Source organism: Bradyrhizobium sp. 4 (genome assembly GCF_023100905.1).
In the GTDB taxonomy this organism is placed as follows: Bacteria; Pseudomonadota; Alphaproteobacteria; order Rhizobiales; family Xanthobacteraceae; genus Bradyrhizobium.
This window is the reverse complement of sequence record NZ_CP064686.1, coordinates 1-20,990: the sequence shown is the minus strand read 5'-3', so window position 1 is coordinate 20,990 and position 20,990 is coordinate 1. Positions and strand designations below refer to the sequence as shown.

Here is a 20,990-nt window from a genome sequence, read left to right as displayed (position 1 = left end):
ATGACGTTTAAGCGTCCCTATGGCGCGGGATTGGCGGCTCTCGCAGTCGGCCTGTTCGCTGCGACCGCAGCCTACGCCGAGCCAACGGTCAACAAGGGAGACAACGCCTGGATGCTGACATCGACAGTGCTCGTGCTGTTGATGACGATCCCCGGCCTCGCGCTGTTCTACGGCGGCCTCGTCCGCTCCAAGAACATGCTCTCGGTCCTGATGCAGGTGTTCTACACCGTCTGCGTCGTCACCGTGATCTGGGCCGTGTACGGCTACAGCCTCACCTTCACCGGCGGTTCCGACTTCATCGGCGGCTTCTCCAAGGCCTTCATGATGGGCGTCACCACCGACTCGAAGGCCGCGACCTTCTCGGTCGACGCCAACATCTCGGAGCTCATCTATATGTGCTTCCAGATGACCTTCGCGGCGATCACGCCAGCCCTCATCGTCGGCGCCTTCGCCGAGCGCATGAAGTTCGCGGCGCTCGCGCTGTTCGTCCCGCTCTGGGTCACGCTGATCTACTTCCCGATCGCGCACATGGTCTGGTACTGGCCCGGCCCGGACATGATCCAGGACGCTGCCAAGGCTCTGGCTGCTGCGGCTGATGGCGCGGCGAAGACCGCGGCGCAGGCCAAGCTCGACGAGATCAACGCCGACGCAGGCTGGATCTTCAAGAAGGGCGCGATCGACTTCGCCGGCGGCACCGTGGTGCACATCAACGCCGGCATCGCAGGCCTCGTCGGCGCCCTGCTGATCGGCAAGCGCGTCGGCTACGGCAAGGAGCTGATGGCTCCGCACTCGCTGACGATGTCGATGATCGGCGCCTCGCTGCTCTGGGTCGGCTGGTTCGGCTTCAACGCCGGCTCCAACCTCGAAGCCAACGGCGGCGCGGCGCTTGCCATGACCAACTCCTTCGTCGCCACCGCAGCCGCAGCGCTGTCGTGGATGTTCGCGGAGTGGATCATCAAGGGTCACCCGTCGGTGCTCGGCGTCATCTCCGGCGCTGTCGCGGGCCTCGTGGCCGTCACGCCTGCCGCCGGCTTCTCCGGCGTGATGGGTGCGATCGTCCTCGGCCTCGTGGTCGGCGTGGTCTGCCTGTTCTTCTGCACCGTCGTGAAGAACGCGCTCGGCTACGACGACTCCCTCGATGTGTTCGGCGTGCACTGCGTCGGCGGCATTGTCGGCGCCCTCGGCACCGGCATCCTCGTCAACCCGGCGCTCGGTGGTGCTGGCATCATCGACTACACCGCGATCCCGCCGAAGGTTGCCGATTACGACTTCGCGGCGCAGATGGTCTCCCAGATCTGGGGCGTCGGCACCACGCTGGTGTGGTCGGGTATCGGTTCGGCGATCCTCTACAAGGTCGTCGATGTGATCGTTGGCCTCCGCGCCAATGTCGAGAGCGAGCGTGAAGGCCTCGACATCACCGAGCACACCGAGCGCGCCTACAACATGTAACTCTCCTCCCGGGCGCGGCCTCTTCGGGGGCCGCGCCACAACTACGGTTTGGGGCACATACCCGGCAATGTCCCGACCGTTGAGGGGCTCCAGCGCAAGTTGGAGCCCCTTTCTTTTTGATTGGCGGAGCCGAAGAAAAAGATTGCCATTCCGCAGCGCCGGCGCAGAAATATCGACCACAAGAAACAACAACCGGGAGGTCGTCATGCGTTTGGAAGGCGGATGCTATTGCGGCGAAGTGCGCTATGTCGCCGAGGGCGACCCGATGATGCAGGCGCAGTGTCATTGCCGCGAGTGCCAGTACATCTCGGGCGGCGCGCCCAACACTTTCATCGCGATGCCGGCGGCCGGCTTCAGCTACATCACTGGGCAGCCCAAGCAGTTCACCCGCAAGGACCTCGAGCGCGCCGTGACGCGCGAGTTCTGCGGCGAATGCGGCACCCATCTGGTGACCAAGGTTCCCGGACTGCCAGCCGCGATCCTGAAGGTCGGCACGCTGGACGATCCCAAACAGTTCCATCCCCAGATGGCGATCTACACCTGCGACAAGCAGGACTTCCACGCGATCCCCGCGGGCATGGCGACATTCGAGAAGCTGCCGGCGCACTAGAGCCGCGATGACGGCGCGCTCCCTCCCCCGCATGCGGGGGAGGGCTGGGGAGAGGGCGCCTCAACATCGGGACAGTCGCTGTTTGGAGAGAACCCTCACCCGCGCCTCCGGCGCGACCTCTCCCGCAAGGGGGAGAGGCAAGACCCCCCGCGCATCCCGTTGTTATCCGGCCTCATTATTCCTGCTCTGGACGGAGCCGGCGAACCGATGGTTAATCGCGTCTTAACCTCGCCCTATCTATGGTGAACTGAACCGCTTCCCGCCGGCGCCTTGGTCGCGACCGGCTGTTCCAAGAGTGCTGGCGTCCAGAATGGCTATGACCGCTTCATCCCGTACGCCGCAGGACAGCGGAAGCTCCGATAGCGAACGCTCTCCCTTCGTCCGGCTGAACGAACTGCTGGCGCCGCATCAGCCCGGCAAGCCTTTGATTTCGCTTGCCGTCGGCGAGCCCCAGCATCCCGTGCCCGATTTCGTCGGCCCGGTGCTGGCCAAGCACATCGCCGATTTCGGCCGTTACCCCGCGAACAAGGGCACCGACCCGTTCCGCAAGGCTGCAGGCGCCTGGCTGTCGTCGCGCTTCAAGCTGCCGCGCACCCTCGATCCCGAGAGCGAGATTCTCGTCCTCAATGGCAGCCGCGAAGGCCTGTTCCTCGCCGCGATCGCGGCCGCGCGCTATGTCGGCCCGCGTCCCGGCAAGCCCGCGATCCTGATGCCGAACCCGTTCTATCCGGTCTATGGCGCCGGCGCCCGCGCCGCCGCTTGCGAGCCGGTCTACCTGCCGACCACGGCCGAGAACGGCTTCCTGCCCGATCTCGACGCCATCGACGAGGCGACGCTCGCGCGCACGGTGGCGTTCTATCTGGCTTCGCCCGCCAACCCGCAGGGCTCGGTCGCCTCGCGCGGTTATTTCACGCGCCTGAAGCAGCTCGCCGACCGCTACGGCTTCGTGATCCTCAGCGACGAGTGCTATTCGGAGATCTACACCCGCGAAGCTCCCGGCAGCGCGCTCGAATGCGCCGGCCCTGATTTCACCCGCGTGGTTGCGTTCCAGTCGCTGTCGAAGCGCTCCAACCTGCCGGGCTTGCGCGTCGGCTTCGCCGCCGGCGACAAAAAACTCATCGGCATGTTCCTCGAGCTGCGCAACATCGCGGCGCCGCAGGTGCCGGTGCCGCTCCAGCATGTCGCGACCGTCGCTTACGGCGACGAGGCGCATGTCGAGGAGAACCGCAGGCTCTACCGGATCAAGTTCGATCTCGCCGACCAGATCATCGGCGGTCGTTACGGCTATCGCCGGCCCGATGCCGGCTTCTGCGTCTGGCTCAACACGTCCGAAATCGGCGACGACGTGTCCGTGTGCCTCAAACTCTTCAAGGAAGCAGGCGTGCGCGTGGTGCCCGGCAGCTATCTGGCGCGGCTCCAGCCCGACGGCGTCAATCCCGGCGCAGGCTACATTCGCCTTGCGCTGGTGCAGGATGGCGAGACCACGGCGCAGGCGCTGCACCGCCTGGTCGAGACTCTGGGTTAGGCGGGGCCCGTGAGCATGTCGACAATCGAACGTGTCATTCCCCTGGTCGGCCATCTGCCGCCCTCGATCCGCGAGGGGCTGGCGCGGCGCGTGCGCGAGCTCAGCGGTCTCGGCCTGATCGCATTGTCGGGTGTCGCCTCGGCGGCGCTGATGACCTGGTCGGTGCAGGATCCCAGCCTCAGCCACGCAACGTCGCGGCCGATCCGCAACATTCTCGGCTATGCCGGCGCGATCGGCGCCGACCTTGCGATGCAGATTCTCGGGCTCGGCGCGATCATGCTGGTCCTGACGGTCGCGGTCTGGGGCTGGCGCATGCTGACCCATCGTCCGTTCGACCGCGAGGCGCTGCGGCTCGGCTCCTGGGTTCTCTGCACGGTGATCGCGGCGGGCTTCGTCAGCTGCTGGCCACATGGCGGCGCCTGGCCGCTGCCGACCGGCCTCGGCGGCGTTGTCGGCGATGCGCTGGTTCGCGCGCCTGCGGTGATCTTCGGACCGCCAGGCATGATTTATCGTATGGTGCTCGGCACGATCCTGTTCGCCGCGATGGCGGCGACCTTCCTGATCGCCTGCGGCCTTGGCGCACGCGAGCATGACGACGAACTCGCGGAGATCGAGGATGACGACAAGCCGCTCGACCAGGACGATGAGAGCGATCGCGGTTCGGTATCGCTGGGCTGGCTGTTCCACGCATTGATGAGCACGAAGGCGCGGCTGATCTGGTTGCTCGGCGCGGCCTACCGCTCGCTGGTCTCGAGCGGGCCGAAGACCAAGGCCGTTGCATTCAGCCGCCAAGAGCCGAAGCTCGGTGGCGGCCGCGCCGCGCCGTCGATCTCGCCGCAGGCCCAGGACGAGGACTACGACGACGAGCACGAAGAGGTCGAGGAAGACGAGGAAGAGGAGGAGGAGCCCGCCGCCCGCGCGCCGCGCAAGAAGGCTGCGCCCAAGGCCGCTTCCAAGAAATCCTCCGACAAGTTCGAGCTTCCGTCCGTATCGGTGCTGGCCGCGCCGAAGGCCGGCGATCGCCAGCCGCTCAGCAAGGCCGAGCTGGAAACCAATTCGCGCGCGCTCGAAGGCGTGCTGCAGGATTTCGGCGTTCGCGGCGAGATCGTGAAGGCCCATCCGGGTCCCGTGGTCACGCTGTACGAGCTGGAGCCGGCGCCGGGTATCAAGTCGTCGCGCGTGATCGGCCTTTCCGACGACATTGCACGTTCAATGAGCGCGCTGTCGGCGCGCGTCGCCGTCGTGCCCGGACGCAATGCCATCGGCATCGAGCTGCCGAACGCGCATCGCGAAAAGGTCTATCTGCGCGAGCTGCTGGTCGCCAAGGAGACCGTCGATTCGGTTGCGAAACTGCCGCTCTGCCTCGGCAAGACCATCGGCGGTGATCCCGTCATCATCGACCTCGCACGCACACCGCACATGCTGATCGCCGGTACCACCGGCTCCGGCAAGTCGGTCGCCATCAACACCATGATTCTCAGCTTGGTCTACCGGCTGCGTCCGGACCAATGCCGCTTGATCATGGTCGATCCGAAGATGCTCGAACTCTCCGTCTATGACGGCATTCCCCATCTGCTCACGCCCGTCGTGACCGACCCGAAGAAGGCGGTGGTCGCGCTGAAATGGGCCGTGCGCGAGATGGAAGAGCGCTACAAGAACATGGCCAAGCTCGGTGTGCGCAACATCGACGGTTACAACACGCGCCTGCTCGAATTGAAGGCCAAGGGCGAAGAGCCGACGCGCACGGTGCACACCGGCTTCGACAAGGAAACCGGCAAGGCGATCTACGAGGAAGAGAAGCTCTCGCTCGACCCGCTGCCCTACATCGTCATCATCGTGGACGAAATGGCCGACCTGATGATGGTCGCCGGCAAGGACATCGAAGGCGCGGTGCAGCGCCTCGCGCAGATGGCGCGCGCCGCCGGCCTGCACGTGATCCTCGCAACGCAGCGTCCATCGGTCGACGTCATCACCGGTACCATCAAGGCGAACTTCCCGACCCGCATCGCCTTCCAGGTGACGTCCAAGATCGACAGCCGTACGATTCTCGGCGAGATGGGTGCCGAGCAACTCCTCGGCCAGGGCGACATGCTCTACATGGCCGGCGGCGGTCGCATCAGCCGCGTGCACGGACCTTTCGCGTCGGACGAGGAAGTCGAGAAGGTGGTGCGCCATCTCAAGACGCAGGGACAGCCGGAATATCTCGAAGCCGTCACAGCCGAAGAACCCAGCGAGGACGAGGACGGCGCGGTGTTCGACGCGTCCGCCATGGGCGCGGATGGCGGCGGCGATTTGTTCTCGCAGGCTGTTGCGATCGTCAAACGCGACCGCAAGGCCTCCACCAGCTACATCCAGCGTCGCCTGCAGATCGGCTATAACCGCGCCGCATCGCTGATGGAGCGCATGGAACTGGAGGGTATCGTCGGACCCGCCAACCACGCCGGCAAGCGCGAGATTCTGGTCGAGGAAGAAGACAGCCATATGTGAGGCGATCCGCCTCAAACCATCATTTCACGCAAAAACGTTATCTGCTTTCGGCCGAAATCACGCTAAAAGGGCGCCCAGCCACACAGGACGACGCGTTGATCAGACATCCGGACATTCGATTCGCTGCCATTGTCGCCGCGCGGAGCGCGCGCATGGCCGGCGTGATTCTCGTCACCGCCGCGATGGTGATCACGGCGTCGTTCGCGCAGACCGTTCCCGTGCCGAAGCCTGCGCCGAAGGGCCGCGATGGCGGTCCGGCCGGTGGAGGGCCCGCGGTCACCGGCGCGACCCAGACGCCGCCGAATCCGGTGATTCCGGATCCGCGCCGCAACGTGCCGAGCAGCATCTTCCAGACCTTCGATGCCAACCAGAAGGCCCAGGCCGCCAAGGTCAGCGCCTATTTGTCCTCATTGTCGACGCTGGTCGGGAATTTCGTCCAGGTCGGCCCCGACGGCAGCAAGACGCAAGGCGACTTCTACATCCAGAAGCCGGGCAAGGTGCGCTTCGAATATGACGCGCCGAGCCCGATCGACATCGTCGCCGACGGTTCGTCGCTGGTGGTGCGCGACCGCAAGCTCGCGACGCAGGACGTCTATCCGCTGTCGCAGACACCGCTGCGTTTCCTGCTGTCCGACCGCATCGACCTGATGAAGGACACCAACGTCGTCAACGTCTCGGCCGACGACGTCTTCGTCAGCGTCACCATCGAGGAGAAGCAGGCCCTGGTCGGCACCAGTCGCCTCCTGCTGATGTTCGGCGCCAAGGACGGTCAGTTGAAGCAGTGGACCGTCACCGACCCGCAGGGCTACGACACCACGATCGCGGTCTACAATCTCGACACGAGCAAGAAGCTCGATCCCGGCATGTTCAAGATCGATTTTACCAATTACGGCCCGTCGCCGGGCTGAGTGCCGTAGGGTGGGCAAAGGCGCACTTGCGCCGTGCCCACCATCTCTCATCCTCACGCCAGCTATGATGGGCACGCTTCCGCCTTCGCTCTTCGGGCTACGGCGGACAAGTCGCTTTGCCCACCTTACGAGACCTGTGGACACGCATTTGCGTGCGCCCAATCCATGCTAAGACGCATCCCTCATGCGTTTTTCCCTGACAACCTGGAACATCAATTCGGTGCGGCTGCGCATCGATCTGGTCGCAAAATTTCTCAAGAGCGCGCGGCCGGACGTGCTGTGTCTCCAGGAGACCAAGTGCATCGACGACGCCTTTCCGCTGAAGCGCTTCAAGCGGCTCGGTTACGAGCATGTCGCGCTGAACGGGCAGAAGGGTTATCACGGCGTCGCCATCGTCTCGAAGATTCCGTTCGAGTCGAAGGATATCCGCACCTTCTGCGACAAGGTGGATTCACGCCACATCTCGGTATCGTTCGGCGAGAAGGCTGGGATCGCAAAACCGCTGGTGGTGCATAATTTCTACGTGCCGGCCGGCGGCGACATTCCCGATTCCGCGCTGAACGAGAAATTCGACCACAAGCTCCGCTTCCTCGACGAGATGAAGGCGTGCGAGCCGCTGCATCCGCGCGGCGAGGACCGCCACATCCTGGTCGGCGATCTCAACGTCGCCCCGCATGAGAACGACGTCTGGTCGCACAAGCAGCTTCTGAAGGTGGTATCGCACACGCCCATCGAAACCGAGAAGCTGCAAGCCGCGCTCGCCGCGGGCGATTGGGTCGACGTCGCGCGCGAGCGCATTCCGATGTCGGAGAAGGTCTACACGTGGTGGAGCTACCGCTCCGCCGATTGGACCGTCGGCGACCGCGGCCGCAGGCTCGACCACATCTGGGTCTCGCGCGCGCTGAAAGATGCGGTCAGTGATTTCAAGATTCTGCGCGAGGCGCGCAGCTGGGAGCGGCCGTCGGACCATGTGCCGGTTACGGTGACGCTGGATCTATGATCGTCGCCCTGGCGAAGGCCAGGGCCCATTACCACCAGTCTTCGTTGTTGCGCGAGGACGCCGGCAATCGCACCAGGCCGGAAACATTTGGATATGGGTCCTGGCTTTCGCCAGGACGACGTCAACTCGTCAGCTTCGCACCGGCCATCAATATATCGCTGGCGATCTGGCTGGAGCGCACCGCGAATTCATCGCGCAGACGAACGGCGGCGGCGGGGTCGCTTTCGAGCACGCGCTGAAACAGGCTGCGCGCGACGCGGATGACGGAGGCGTGCTCGATCGCGATCGCGCTCGACGGCCGCTTCATCGGCACGATCAGCGCGAGCTCGCCGATCAGCGCACCGGGACTCGCGATCATCTCCGCGCCGGCGCCGTCGTCGACCCGGAAGGCGCCGCGCTGGACCACGAAGCCGGCATCGGCATCGTCGCCGAGATTGAACAAGACGTCGCCGCGGACAAAGTCACGCTGCTCGGAGCCGATCGCCAGCATGCGCAAGGAAGCGTCTCCCAACAGGCGCAGTGTCGGGACACGCTCAAGAAGCGCTACATCGTCGTCGATTGACATTCAGGTCCGGGGCTCAAGGGCATGCAATCTCAAACGATTCGCACGCCCCAGAAGCGTATCACGGCACCAGCTTGTAGCCACCGGCTTCCGTGACCAGGATTTCCGGGTTGGCAGCGTCCTTCTCGATCTTCTGGCGAAGCCGGTAGATGTGGGTTTCCAGCGTGTGGGTGGTGACGCCGGAATTGTAGCCCCAAACCTCCTGGAGGAGGGTCTCGCGCGAGACCGGCATCTGGCCGGCCCGGTAGAGGAAGCGGAGGATCGCGGTTTCCTTCTCCGTCAGCCGGACCTTGCGCGCGTTGGCGGCGGTCAGCATCTTGGAGCCGGGCCGGAAAGAGTAGGGGCCGACCGAGAACACCGCGTCCTCGCTGGCTTCGTGCTGCCGGAGCTGGGCGCGGATGCGCGCCAGCAGCACGGCGAAGCGGAAGGGTTTTGCGACATAATCGTTGGCGCCGGATTCCAGCCCCAAAATCGTGTCGGAATCGGTGTCATGTCCGGTGAGCATGATGATCGGAGCCTTGAACCCGCCCTTGCGCAATGAACGGACCACTTCGCGGCCATCCGTGTCGGGCAGGCCAACATCCATCAGGACGAGATCGGGGGCATTGGCCTTCGCGGCGCTCGCGCCCTTGGCGCCGGTATCGACCGCGGAGGCTTCAAATTCTTCGTGCAGCGACAATTGCTCCACCAACGTATCGCGCAGATCGGTATCGTCATCCACGATCAGGATCTTGCGGGCATTGGCCATAGGGGGTCATCCTTTTGGGGTCCGGCGCGGCGCGCATCCATGCTGCACCCAGCCGAGAGGGAAGTTTAGGGGTCGCCGTTATTATTATTGTTCGTCTTGAAGTAGTGGGCTGTTACCGATTCACAAGCCAGAACCACTCTAACCCAGAATAGCAGGCCGTTTTGATGAATGTCCTGTAATGAATTCGACATCGCACGTTCATATGAAAAATAAAGCCGCTTCAGCTAGTTACACCATGAACCGGAGCGCCGGGCCGCTCTCGGCGATCCGCGTTAAGGCTGCCGCCGGGAATCCGCGCCGGGGGTGGCTGACCGCGGGAGCGCTGACGATTCCGGTGGCGCTCGGACGCGGCGGCATTCTGGCGAACAAGCGCGAGGGCGATGGCGGCACCCCGAGGGGCAGCTTCCGTCCCAGGCGATTGTGGTGGCGGGGCGACCGGCACAGCCGCCCGCAGACCTTCCTGCCGGCCCGGATCATCACCGGCGAGGACGCCTGGTGCGAGGACCCCAAAGACCGTCATTACAATCAGGGGATCCGGCTCGGCGCGGGGCAGGGTGGTGACCGGCTCAAGCGGGCCGACCATCTCTATGACTTCATCATCGAAATCGACCACAATACGAGGCCGCGGATCGCCGGCCGGGGCAGCGCGGTGTTCTTGCATCTGGCTCGCGACAATTTCGGCCCGACCGCAGGCTGCGTCTCGATGACCAAAGCGGCGATGCGACAATTGCTGCGGCGGCTGGGACCAAAAACAAAAATCATCATTGGGTGAGGACACATGCTCGACAGGGATCAGATCGCCGCCGCTTCGCAGGTCCTGATCAAACATTGGCGCGACGGCACCAAGCTTGACGCGCTGGAGCCACGGTTGCGGCCACAGAGCCGCGGCGAGGGTTATGCCGTGCAGGCAGCGCTCGGCGGGCCCTTGTTCGGTTGGAAGATCGCGGCGACGAGCGAGTCCGGACAGAAGCACATCAATGTCGCGGGACCGCTGGCCGGCCGGATCATGAGCGACACCGTGATCGCCGATGGCGGCACCGCCTCGATGAAGGGCAACGCGATGCGCGTCGGCGAACCCGAGTTCGCTTTCCGCATGGGACGCGATCTGCCGCCGCGCGCGGCGCCGTATACTGTCGACGAGGTGCTCGCCGCCGTAGACAGCTTGCATCCTGCGATCGAGATTCCCGATTCACGCTTTGCCGATTTCGCCGCCGCCGGCGAGGCGCAGCTGATCGCCGACAACGCCTGTGCGCATCTGTTCGTGCTGGGCGCAGCAACGCATGCGAACTGGCGCGCCATGGATCTCGTCGAGGAGCGGCCGCAGATCACGTTGCGTGGCCAGCGCTATCTCGGCCACGGCAAGAACGTGCTCGGCGATCCCCGCATTGCCCTGGTCTGGCTGGCCAACGAGCTGCGTGGCCTCGGCATCACCTTGCGGGCAGGGGAGGTGGTGACCACGGGCACGTGCCATCCGCCGCTACCGATCCAGCCGGGTGATCAGTTCGTGGCGGATTTCGGCGTGCTGGGGACGGTGTCGGTGAGTTTCTCTTGAGCCGCCCCATACACCGCCGTCATTGCGAGCGCAGCGAAGCAATCCAGAGTCCCTTCGCGGAAAGATTCTGGATTGCTTCGCTGCGCTCGCAATGACGAATTCGAGAGTTCGTAGGGGCCCCGCCAACAATGATGCTCTCACCGGTGCCCGAAGATCGCACTTCCCACGCGCACATGGGTGGCGCCGAGCATGATCGCGGTCGCATAATCCGCGCTCATGCCCATCGAGAGCTTCTTCAATCCATTGCGCGCGGCTATTTTGGCCGTCAGCGCGAAATGCGCCGCCGGCGGCTCGTCCACCGGGGGGATGCACATCAACCCCGAGATCGTTAGCCCGTAGGTGTCGCGGCAGCTCGCGATGAAAGCATCGGCCTCGCCGGGGGCGATGCCGGCCTTCTGCGGCTCCTCACCGATATTGATCTGGACGAACAATTCGGGGTGCTTGTTCTGGGATTCGATTTCCTTGGCTAACGCCTGGCAAATGCTCGGGCGGTCGACCGAGTGGATCGCACCGAACAGCGCGACCGCCTCTTTCGCCTTGTTGGATTGCAGCGGCCCGATCAGATGCAGCGCGATATCGGGGTAAACAGAAGTTAACGCCGGCCACTTGCCTTTGGCCTCCTGCACGCGATTCTCGCCGAATACGCGCTGTCCGGCGTCGATGACCGGGGCAATTGCATCCGCGGCGAAAGTTTTCGACACCGCGATCAGCGTCACGGAGCCACGTTCGCGCCGCGCATCCTTGCAGGCGCGCGCGATTTCGGCTTCGACCGCGGCGAGCGCGTTTGGTGAATGGCCGGTTAGCGGTGCGGCGTTGGCTTCGGTCATGATGTCGCATCAGAGCTGATTGTTGCAGAGCTAGTTCTAATTTTACCGAGTTCAAGAAAGAGTTTTTGAACCCTTTGCTTTACCTTAGCCGCGGGGTGGGCAGCGAAGATGGCAAACGTCAGTTTCAACCGCAAACGAGCGAAACTCAAGCAGGTTCTCGGAATCCGGGCGCGGCTTGCGTTGCTCGCGGTAATTCTGGTGACGCCTTTGATGTTCGAGCGCATCCGCTCGCTCGAAGACACGCGCACGCGGCAGATCGCGCAGGCCACGACCGAATTCACCACCGTTGCAAGACACAGCGCCGATGCGCAGCGCGAGGTGATCTCGTCGGTCGAGACCATCCTGAAATCGGAAGCTTTCATCCGCGCCTCCGCCGGCGGCATCAGCAAGAGCTGCGACGTCCTGCGCGCGAGCCTGCCGTCGAATCTCCCCTGGATCCGTACGCTTCTGATCGCCGGCCAGGACGGACGCATCCAGTGCGCCACCAACAACATGTATGTCGGCCTCGACCTCAGTGACCGGCCGTACTTCCAGCAGGCGCAGGAAACCGGCCGCTTCGTGCTGAGTGACTTCATCCTGTCGCGCCCCGTGCCGACACCGACCGTCATGGCGGTTTACCCGGTGTCCGCCTTCAGCGGCGTAGCGGATGCCGTCGTGCTCGCCACCGTCAACCTCGACTGGATGTCGAAGGTCATGAGCAATCTGGGTGGTCGCGCCGGCATCACGGCCGTGCTGGTCGACAGCGCGGGTACCGTGCTGGCCGCACCGGCCGACCAGCACAGCGCGATCGGACGTCCGCTCGACAACATGCCGCTGATGTCCGCGATCGCCGACAAGGCGCTGAGGTCTGACCAGGACGAAGGCTCACTCTCTTTCCTCGCAGCCGACGGCTCCCGCCGCGCGGTCAGCTTTATCCGCATCGCCGGGACCAATGCCCGCCTGATCGCCAGCATCGACGAGGACAAGGTGTCCGCAGCCGTGAGCCGCGACATCCGCACCGCCTATCTTCAGCTCGCCTTCGTCGTGCTGTTCGTGCTGCTCGGGGCGCTGATCGCAGCCGAGAAACTGGTGATCAAGCCGATCAGGATGCTCGCCGACATGGCCAAGCGTCTGGGCGAGGGCGATCTGTCGGCGCGTGCCGCGCGCAATCGCCTGCCGTCCGAATTCGTGCCGCTGGCCCGCGCGTTCAACGCGATGGCCGCGCAGCTCAGCCAGCGCGAACGCGAGCTGATGGCGAGCAATGACCGGCTCACGGTGATGGCCTCGATCGACATGTTGTCGGGGCTCGCCAACCGCCGCGGCTTCCAGAGCCGCCTCGATTTCGAATGGATGCGCGCGCAGCAATATGGCAGCGACCTCGCACTTCTGATGATCGACGTCGACCACTTCAAGCTGTTCAACGACACCTATGGCCATCTCGAAGGCGATTCCTGCCTGACCAGGCTCGGCGAGTCGCTGTCCGGCATCGCCGCCGACACGATGGGCTTCGCGGCCCGCTACGGCGGCGAGGAATTCTGCTTGTTGCTGCCGAACACCGACGTCGCGCGCGCCGTCGAAATCGGCGAACAGGCGCGCGCGGCCGTGCTGAAGCTGTGCCTGCCGCACATCACCTCCGACCACATGATCGTCACCGTCTCGATCGGCGTTGCCGCGACCAAGCCCAACGAGAGCTTGCGTCCAGGCGATTTGATCGAAGCCGCCGATGCCGCGCTCTACGCCGCCAAGCACCGCGGCCGCAACAACGTCGTCGAGCATGGCATCACGGTGATCGACAACGGCGCGGCGGAAATGATGATGGCGGGTTGAGGGCTAACCCGGAGCCCCGGTGCGATCGAGTTCGCTCTCGGTGACCACGCGATTGCGGCCGCTGTTCTTGGCGAGATAGAGCGCGCGATCGCAGCGCTCGATGAAATCGGTGATCGCTTCGCCGGGCCGGTACTGCGCAACACCGATCGATACGCTGATATGGGGCAGAACCTCGCCGGTCGACCGGCGCGTGATCCTGCATTCCGCGATCGCGTGCCTGATGCGCTCGGCGATCTCGGCGCAGGCGGCGAGATCGGCATCCGGCAACACCGCGATCAGCTCCTCGCCGCCATAGCGGGCCGACAGGTCCTGCTCGCGGACCTTTTCGCGCAGCACCTTGGCCATCAGGCGCAGCACCTGGTCGCCGACGCCGTGGCCGAAACTGTCGTTGAAGGTCTTGAAGTGGTCGATGTCGAGCATCAGCATGCTGAGCGGCTCGCCCCAGTCCGCAGTCGCCTGCGCCTTGCGCAGGAATTCATCGAGCGCCCGGCGGTTGGCGAGGCCTGTGAGCGTATCGGTCCTGGCACGCTCCTCGGATTTGGAAAGAGAGGCGCGGATCACGTCGAGCTCGCGGGTCTTTTCCGCAAAGCCTGCCTCGAGCCGCGTCGCGCGGGTGGCGGCGCGTCCCAGCTCGTTCATGAGCTGGGCGACCAGCGTTTTGGGATCGACACCGGCCTTGCCCTGGTCCGCGACCTCGTTGATCGCCTGCATCTGGGAGTGATTGTCGGCAATCGCAGTTGCAAGAAAATCCTTCGCCGCGCCCATAAGGGTGTGGAGCCGCTCGGACGTGTCGACGACGATAGCACTCACCTGGGGCGCGACGTAGGTCTCGAACAGATCCTGATTGGTCCTGACGTCGAAGGGTCGATTGTGATCGATCAGGAGATCGATCGCGTTGCGCAGATCGTCATGGCTTCCCGCGAAATACTGGAACCAGACAGCGAAATTGGCCGGCGTGGCAGGGATCCGCTGTTCGGCCATGCTCCGCATCGCCCGTTCGGCAACGGACGCGGCATAGTCGTAATCGGGATCGTCGAAGCTGGCGTCCATCACAAGTCTTGGGAATTCTGGTTGGCCGCAAACTCGCATCGACCCCTTAATCACGCCCCAACGCAGCCTCAGTAGTTATGCGGTGCAGCGCCGAAGCTTCCCAAATTGCGGCAACCCATTGACCCCTTGAGGACTTCTATGGCCTAGTCCGCCGTCTTTAGACGGCCAAATCCACGAAAACCCAACGATTCCATGACATCCGAACGCTACAACGCCCGCGACGCCGAACCGCGCTGGCAAGCCGCCTGGGACCAACAGGCGATCTTCGTCTCCAGGAACGACGATCCGCGGCCGAAATACTATGTGCTGGAGATGTTCCCCTACCCGTCGGGGCGCATCCATATCGGCCATGTCCGCAATTACACGCTTGGCGACGTACTGGCCCGCTTCATGCGCGCCAAGGGTTTCAACGTGCTGCACCCGATGGGCTGGGACGCTTTCGGCCTGCCGGCCGAGAACGCCGCGATCGAGCGCAAGGTGGCGCCGAAGGCCTGGACCTACGACAACATCGCCGCGATGAAGAAGCAGCTCCGCTCGATCGGGCTGTCGCTGGACTGGAGCCGCGAGATCGCGACCTGCGATCCCAGCTACTACAAGCACCAGCAGAAGCTGTTTCTGGACTTCCTGCGCGAAGGCCTCGCCGAGCGCGAAAAGCGCAAGGTGAACTGGGACCCCGTCGACATGACCGTGCTCGCCAACGAGCAGGTGATCGACGGCAAAGGCTGGCGTTCGGGTGCCGTTGTCGAGCAACGGGAAATGAACCAGTGGGTCTTCAAGATCACGAAGTACTCGCAGGAGCTGCTGTCGGCGCTGGATACGCTGGATCGCTGGCCCGACAAGGTGCGGCTGATGCAGCGCAACTGGATCGGCCGGTCCGAGGGGCTGTTGATCCGCTTCGCGCTCGACGCGGCGACGACGCCGTCCGGCGAGAGCGAGCTGAAGATTTTCACGACGCGCCCCGACACGCTGTTCGGCGCGAAATTCATGGCGATCTCGGCCGATCATCCGCTGGCGCAAGCGGCCGCCGCCAAAAACCCTGCGCTCGCCGCGTTCATCGGCGAGATCAAGCGGATGGGCACGGCGCAGGAGATCATCGACACGGCCGAGAAGCAGGGCTTTGACACCGGCATCCGCGCGGTCCACCCCTTTGATCCCTCCTGGAAGCTGCCGGTCTACGTCGCCAACTTCGTGCTGATGGAATACGGCACCGGCGCCATTTTCGGCTGCCCCGCCCACGACCAACGCGACCTCGATTTCGTCAACAAGTACGCTCTCGGCAACACGCCGGTGGTGTGCCCCGAAGGCCAGGATCCCAAGAGCTTTGTCATTACCGATACCGCCTATGACGGTGACGGCCGCATGATCAATTCGCGCTTCCTCGATGGCATGACCATCGATCAGGCCAAGGACGAGGTGGCGAAGCGTCTCGAGACCGAGCTGCGCGGCAACGCGCCGGTCGGCGAGCGTCAGGTCAATTTCCGCCTGCGCGACTGGGGCATTTCACGCCAGCGTTATTGGGGCTGTCCGATCCCCGTCATCCACTGTCCGAAGTGCGACGTGGTGCCGGTGCCGGATGCCGACCTCCCCGTGGTGCTGCCGGAGGATGTGAGCTTCGACAAGCCAGGCAACGCGCTCGATCATCACCCGACCTGGAAGCACGTGACCTGTCCGCAATGCGGCGGCAAGGCGCAGCGTGAAACCGACACCATGGACACTTTCGTGGATTCGTCCTGGTACTTTGCGCGCTTCACCGATCCCTGGAACGAGAACGCGCCGACGACGCCAGAGGTCGCCAACCGGATGCTGCCGGTCGACCAGTATATCGGCGGCGTCGAGCACGCGATCCTGCATCTGCTCTACAGCCGCTTCTTCACGCGCGCGATGAAGGCGACCGGGCACATCGCACTGGACGAGCCGTTCGCTGGCATGTTCACGCAGGGCATGGTGGTGCACGAGACCTACCAGAAGGCCGACGGCACTTTCGTCCAGCCGGTCGAGGTGAAGGTCGAGACCGGCGCCAATGGCCGCCGCGCGACGCTGCTGACGTCAGGCGAAGACATCCAGATCGGCCCGATCGAGAAGATGTCGAAGTCGAAGAAGAACACGGTCGACCCCGACGACATCATCGAGACCTACGGCGCCGACGTCGCGCGCTGGTTCATGCTGTCGGATTCCCCGCCCGAGCGGGACGTGATCTGGAGCGATGAGCGCGTCCAGGGCGCCTCGCGCTTCGTGCAGCGGCTGTGGCGGCTGGTGAACGATTCTGTGGAACCCGGCAAGAGTGCGCCGGCGGCCCGGCCGGCCAGCTTCGGCCCGGACGCCATCGCCTTGCGCAAAGCCGCCCATGGCGCGCTGGACAAGGTCACCACCGGAATCGAGCGGCTGCACTTCAACGTCTGCCTCGCCCATATCCGCGAATTCACCAATGCGTTTGCGGAGTTCTTGCAGCGTCCCGGCCAGCCGGCCCCAGATTTGGCCTGGACGATCCGGGAGGCCGGCCAGATCCTGGTCCAGCTGTTCTCCCCGATGATGCCGCATCTGGCCGAGGAGTGTTGGCAGGTTCTCGGCCACAGCGGGCTGGTTTCCGAGGCCGATTGGCCCCAAATCGAACGCGATTTGCTGGTTGAAGACAGTGTGACCCTGGTGGTTCAGGTCAACGGCAAGAAGCGGGGCGAGGTCACAGTTGCAACAGCGGCCGAGAATCCGGAAATCGAGGCTGCCGTTTTGGCCCTCGATGCGGTAAAACTGGCCCTGGACGGCAAGCCCGTCCGCAAGGTGATTATCGTCCCCAAGAGGATCGTGAATGTTGTCGGCTAGGATCCGCATCGCAGCCCGCTTGCTGGCGGTCGCCGCACTGGCGGCCATGACGGCCGGCTGCTTCCACCCGATGTATGCCGAGCACACCGACGGCACGCCCGGCCTGCGCGAGAAGCTGATGGGGGTCGATCTGCCCCCGATCGCCAAGTCCAATGCCTCGCGCGAAGCCCGCGTCGGCGTCGAGGTTCGCAACGCGCTGGCCTTCAGGCTCTATGGCACCGCCACCGGCATGCCGCCGACCCACCGCCTGGAGATCCGCTTCACGAGCGGCAAGTCGTCGTTGATCGTCGACCCCAACACCGGCCTGCCGAGCAGTGAAAACTACGGCCTCGACGCCCAGTACAATCTGATCGAGGTCGTCAGCGGCAAATCGGTGATGACCGGCACCACCTTCTCCCGCGTGACCTACGACATGCCCGGCTCCTATCAGCGTTTCAGCCGCAACCGCGCGGTACGTGATGCCGAGGATCGTGCCGCCAACGAGATCGCCGAGAACATCACGACTCGACTCGCCTCGTTCTTCACCGCGGGCACTTAATTCACCCCGTCATCCCGGTTCGCCCGGACTGACGAATCCCAGGCACCATGGTCGCGCTGCGCGGAAAAGAGATCGACGCCTATCTCGCCCGCCCCGATGCGGGCCGTCCGATCATCCTGCTCTACGGTCCTGACGCCGGACTGGTCCGCGAACGCGCGGATGCGCTGATCGCCTCGGCTGTCGACGATCCCAACGATCCGTTCTCGCTGGTCAAGGTCGATGGCGACGAGCTCTCCGCCGAGCCGTCGCGCCTCGTCGACGAGGCCATGACGGTGCCGCTGTTCGGCGGCCGCCGCGCCATCCGCGTGCGCGCCGGCTCGCGCAGCTTTGCCAGTGCTATCGACACGCTGGCGGAGATGGGCGTCAGGGATTGCCGCATCGTGATCGAGGCCGGTGAGCTGCGCCCGGAATCGCCGCTGCGCAAGGCCTGCGAACGCGCCAAGACGGCCGTCGCGATCGCTTGCTATCCCGATACCGAGCGCGACCTCGCCAAGCTGATGGAAGACGAGCTCCGCATCGCCAATTTGCGCATCGCGCAGGACGCCCGCGCGGCGCTGATGTCGTTCCTCGGCGGCGACCGGCAGGCCTCGCGCAACGAGCTGCGCAAGCTCACGCTCTATGCCCACGGCAACGGCGAGATCACGCTGGATGACGTGATGGCCGTGGTCGCCGATGCGTCGGAGTTGAAACTCGATCCGATCGTCGATGGCGCCTTCGCCGGGCGGCCCGAGATCGTCGAGAACGAGTTTGCCAAAGCCATGATCGCCGGCACCTACCCCGGCGTGATCATCTCCGCGGCGCAGCGCCAGGCGGCGTGGCTGCACAAATCGGCGCTCGCGATCGCCGACGGCACCCCCGCTTCCGCCGTGCTCGACAGCGGTTATCCGCGCCTGCATTTTTCGCGAAAGCCCGCGGTCGAAACCGCACTGCGTAATTTCAGCGTGGCGCGGCTCGCCGTCATCATCGAGCAGCTCGCGACCGCCGCGCTCGACACCCGCAAGCAATCCACCCTCGCCGCCGCCATCGCCCAGCGCACGCTGATGGCGATCGCCGCAAACGCGAAGCGGCGGGGCTGAGCTTCCCGCTCTGTCCGCTCGTCATTGCGAGGAGCCCTTGCGACGAAGCAATCCAGAATCTCTCCGCGGAAAGATACTGGATTGCTTCGCTGCGCTCGCAATGACGTGTGGATCGGCATGAGGTCCTGGCTTTCGCCAGGACGACACCAAGCGGCTACAGCGCGCCCTTCGCCAGCCGCCGCATCACCTCGTCGAGCTGATCGAGGTTGCGGTAGTTGATCTGCACGGAGCCACCGGGGTCGCGGTGGCTCACCGTGACCTTGAGCCCGAGCGCGTCGCTGACGCGCTTCTCGAGGTCGACCGTGTCGGGGTCCTTTTCCTTCGCCCCCGTGCGCGCCTTCTGCGGCTTGCGCTCCGGCACACCCTCTTCATGCGCCAGCGCCTCGGTCTGGCGGACGTTGAGGCCTTCGTCGACGATGCGCTTGGCAGCCGCGAGCGGATCAGGCACGCCGATCAGCGCGCGGGCATGACCTGCGGTCAGCTCGCCGCTCGTGATCAAGCCCTGCACCTCGGCTGGAAGCTTCGTCAGCCGCATCATGTTGGCGATGTGGCTGCGGCTCTTGCCGACGACTTTGGCAATGTCGTCCTGGCTGCGTTTGAACTCATTGGCGAGCGCGTGATAGCCGAGCGCCTCTTCCATCGGGTTGAGGTCTTCGCGCTGCACGTTCTCGACGATCGCGAACTCCAGCGCATCGCTGTCGCTGATGTCGACGGGAACGATCGGCACTTCGTGCAGGCCGGCCATTTGCGACGCGCGCCAGCGCCGCTCGCCGGCGATGATCTCGAAGCGGTCCTGCGCCCCCTTCACCGGGCGGACCACGATCGGCTGGATCACGCCGTGCTGCTTGATCGAATCGCTGAGCTCCCTGAGCTCGCCTTCCGAAAAGGTGCGGCGCGGGTTGCGCGGATTGGGCTTGATGAACTCGATCGGCACCTTGCGTTGCGCGCGCGGGCGATCGACATGCTGAGCCTCGCCGCCGACGTCACCGATCAGACTCGCAAGACCCCGGCCCAGTCGCGAACGCGCTTCGTCGGCCATCGCCAGCTCCCTTGGATTCACGGTGCAGCACTCCAGAACTGAATTGTCGTAGGGTGGGCAAAGCGAAGCGTGCCCACCAGTTAGTCATGTGCGGAAGATGGTGAGCACAGCGAAGACGCCTTTGCCCACCCTACAGCACCTCTAATGCGTCGTCCGCAGCTCGCGCTCGCGCTGGATCACTTCGGTGGCGAGCCGCAAGTAAGCTTCGCTGCCGACGCATTTGAGATCGTAGACCAGCACCGGCTTGCCGTAGGACGGCGCCTCCGAGATGCGCACGTTGCGCGGGATCATGGTCTTGTAGACCTTCTCGCCCATGAACTGCCGGACGTCGGCCACGACCTGGTTCGAGAGATTGTTGCGCGAGTCGAACATGGTCAGCACGATGCCGTGGATCGACAGGTTCGGATTGAGCGTCGAGCGCACCTGCTCCACCGTCTGGAGCAATTGCGACAGACCTTCGAGCGCGAAGAACTCGCACTGCAGCGGCACCAGGATCGCGTCGGAAGCCGCCATCGCGTTCACGGTGATCAGATTGAGCGAGGGCGGACAGTCGATCAACACGTAGGTGTAATCGGCGTCGGGCGAGACGTTGTTGTTGAGCGCGCTGATCGCGTCACGCAGCTTGTACGCACGACCGGGCGTGGTGCCGAGCTCGAGCTCGAGGCCGGAGAGATCCATGGTCGAGGGCGCGATATGCAGCCGCGGCACTGCCGTCGACACCACCGCTTCCCGCAGGCTCGCCTCGCCGACAAGAACGTCATAGGTCGAGCAGGAGCGGTTGCGGCGATCAATGCCGAGGCCGGTCGAGGCGTTGCCCTGCGGATCGAGATCGACGATCAGGACACGTTCGCCGATCGCAGCGAGCGCCGTTCCGAGATTGATCGCCGTGGTTGTTTTTCCCACCCCGCCCTTCTGATTCGCCAGCGCCAGGATGCGCGGATGGCCCTGCGGGACGGCGGCGGTCTGTTCTTGCTGCGGTTCGTCAATCACGCTCAT

At 64.5% G+C, this 20,990-nt stretch carries 18 protein-coding genes; 12 read left to right on the top strand and 6 right to left on the bottom strand.

Annotated elements, in window-relative coordinates; translation table 11 throughout:
• From IVB45_RS00090 to xth, 6 genes are all read left to right on the top strand, one after another.
• Window positions 1-1,449: an ammonium transporter gene (locus tag IVB45_RS00090; RefSeq protein ID WP_247357347.1), complete on the top strand. Its 1,449-nt coding sequence runs from the start codon at window positions 1-3 to the stop codon at window positions 1,447-1,449.
• A 205-nt stretch (window positions 1,450-1,654) separates the two neighbouring features.
• A complete protein-coding gene (locus IVB45_RS00085) occupies window positions 1,655-2,059 on the top strand; it encodes a GFA family protein (RefSeq protein ID WP_247357348.1) in 405 nt (134 codons plus the stop codon).
• 310 nt (window positions 2,060-2,369) lie between these two features.
• Complete coding sequence (locus IVB45_RS00080) at window positions 2,370-3,584, top strand: aminotransferase class I/II-fold pyridoxal phosphate-dependent enzyme (protein ID WP_247357349.1); 1,215 nt, start codon at window positions 2,370-2,372, stop codon at window positions 3,582-3,584.
• 9 nt (window positions 3,585-3,593) lie between these two features.
• Window positions 3,594-6,071: a DNA translocase FtsK gene (locus IVB45_RS00075; RefSeq protein WP_247285022.1), complete on the top strand. Its 2,478-nt coding sequence runs from the start codon at window positions 3,594-3,596 to the stop codon at window positions 6,069-6,071.
• A gap of 152 nt (window positions 6,072-6,223) precedes the next feature.
• The gene (locus IVB45_RS00070; protein ID WP_027566264.1) at window positions 6,224-6,979 is read left to right on the top strand and encodes an outer membrane lipoprotein carrier protein LolA; all 756 of its coding nucleotides are present in this window, start codon (window positions 6,224-6,226) and stop codon (window positions 6,977-6,979) included.
• Window positions 6,980-7,163: 184 nt separating this feature from the next.
• Window positions 7,164-7,979, top strand: a complete 816-nt coding sequence (gene xth / locus IVB45_RS00065) for an exodeoxyribonuclease III (RefSeq protein WP_247357350.1) — start codon at window positions 7,164-7,166, stop codon at window positions 7,977-7,979.
• A gap of 121 nt (window positions 7,980-8,100) precedes the next feature.
• On the opposite strand, the gene IVB45_RS00060 is transcribed toward xth, so the two are convergent.
• Together IVB45_RS00060 and IVB45_RS00055 are read right to left on the bottom strand one after the other, a co-directional pair.
• The gene (locus IVB45_RS00060) at window positions 8,101-8,544 is read right to left on the bottom strand and encodes a cyclic nucleotide-binding domain-containing protein (protein ID WP_007598631.1); all 444 of its coding nucleotides are present in this window, start codon (window positions 8,542-8,544) and stop codon (window positions 8,101-8,103) included.
• Between the two features lie 58 nt (window positions 8,545-8,602).
• Entirely contained in the window at window positions 8,603-9,289 is a 687-nt protein-coding gene (locus IVB45_RS00055) for a response regulator transcription factor (RefSeq protein ID WP_007598630.1), read from the bottom strand.
• Between the two features lie 235 nt (window positions 9,290-9,524).
• Here IVB45_RS00055 and IVB45_RS00050 point away from each other — a divergent pair, with 235 nt between their 5' ends.
• Entirely contained in the window at window positions 9,525-10,061 is a 537-nt protein-coding gene (locus IVB45_RS00050) for a L,D-transpeptidase family protein (RefSeq protein WP_247357351.1), read from the top strand.
• 6 nt (window positions 10,062-10,067) lie between these two features.
• Entirely contained in the window at window positions 10,068-10,841 is a 774-nt protein-coding gene (locus IVB45_RS00045; RefSeq protein WP_247357352.1) for a fumarylacetoacetate hydrolase family protein, read from the top strand.
• A gap of 137 nt (window positions 10,842-10,978) precedes the next feature.
• Here IVB45_RS00045 and IVB45_RS00040 read toward each other — a convergent pair whose 3' ends face one another.
• The gene (locus IVB45_RS00040; RefSeq protein WP_247357353.1) at window positions 10,979-11,668 is read right to left on the bottom strand and encodes a YggS family pyridoxal phosphate-dependent enzyme; all 690 of its coding nucleotides are present in this window, start codon (window positions 11,666-11,668) and stop codon (window positions 10,979-10,981) included.
• A 108-nt stretch (window positions 11,669-11,776) separates the two neighbouring features.
• Between IVB45_RS00040 and IVB45_RS00035 the strand changes: the two genes are divergently transcribed.
• The gene (locus IVB45_RS00035; RefSeq protein WP_027566259.1) at window positions 11,777-13,474 is read left to right on the top strand and encodes a diguanylate cyclase; all 1,698 of its coding nucleotides are present in this window, start codon (window positions 11,777-11,779) and stop codon (window positions 13,472-13,474) included.
• Between the two features lie 3 nt (window positions 13,475-13,477).
• Here the strand turns inward: IVB45_RS00035 and IVB45_RS00030 are convergent, their stop codons facing one another.
• On the bottom strand, window positions 13,478-14,524 hold the full coding sequence (locus tag IVB45_RS00030) for a GGDEF domain-containing protein (protein WP_247357354.1): 1,047 nt from the start codon (window positions 14,522-14,524) through the stop codon (window positions 13,478-13,480).
• Window positions 14,525-14,716: 192 nt separating this feature from the next.
• Here IVB45_RS00030 and leuS point away from each other — a divergent pair, with 192 nt between their 5' ends.
• Genes leuS through holA form a run of 3 tightly spaced genes read left to right on the top strand, consistent with a single transcriptional unit; the run spans window position 14,717 to window position 18,955 of the window.
• Complete coding sequence (gene leuS, locus IVB45_RS00025) at window positions 14,717-17,341, top strand: leucine--tRNA ligase (protein ID WP_247357355.1); 2,625 nt, start codon at window positions 14,717-14,719, stop codon at window positions 17,339-17,341.
• Window positions 17,328-17,879 carry an LPS assembly lipoprotein LptE gene (gene lptE / locus IVB45_RS00020; protein ID WP_027566256.1) on the top strand — a complete coding sequence of 184 codons (552 nt, stop codon included), beginning with the start codon at window positions 17,328-17,330 and terminating at the stop codon, window positions 17,877-17,879. The genes leuS and lptE overlap by 14 nt, the downstream gene beginning before the upstream one ends.
• Window positions 17,880-17,926: 47 nt before the next feature.
• Window positions 17,927-18,955: a DNA polymerase III subunit delta gene (gene holA / locus IVB45_RS00015; protein WP_247357356.1), complete on the top strand. Its 1,029-nt coding sequence runs from the start codon at window positions 17,927-17,929 to the stop codon at window positions 18,953-18,955.
• A 154-nt stretch (window positions 18,956-19,109) separates the two neighbouring features.
• Here holA and IVB45_RS00010 read toward each other — a convergent pair whose 3' ends face one another.
• Complete coding sequence (locus IVB45_RS00010) at window positions 19,110-19,994, bottom strand: ParB/RepB/Spo0J family partition protein (RefSeq protein ID WP_247357357.1); 885 nt, start codon at window positions 19,992-19,994, stop codon at window positions 19,110-19,112.
• Between the two features lie 141 nt (window positions 19,995-20,135).
• Window positions 20,136-20,990, bottom strand: coding sequence for a ParA family protein (locus tag IVB45_RS00005; RefSeq protein WP_007598621.1), 855 nt, complete (start codon window positions 20,988-20,990; stop codon window positions 20,136-20,138).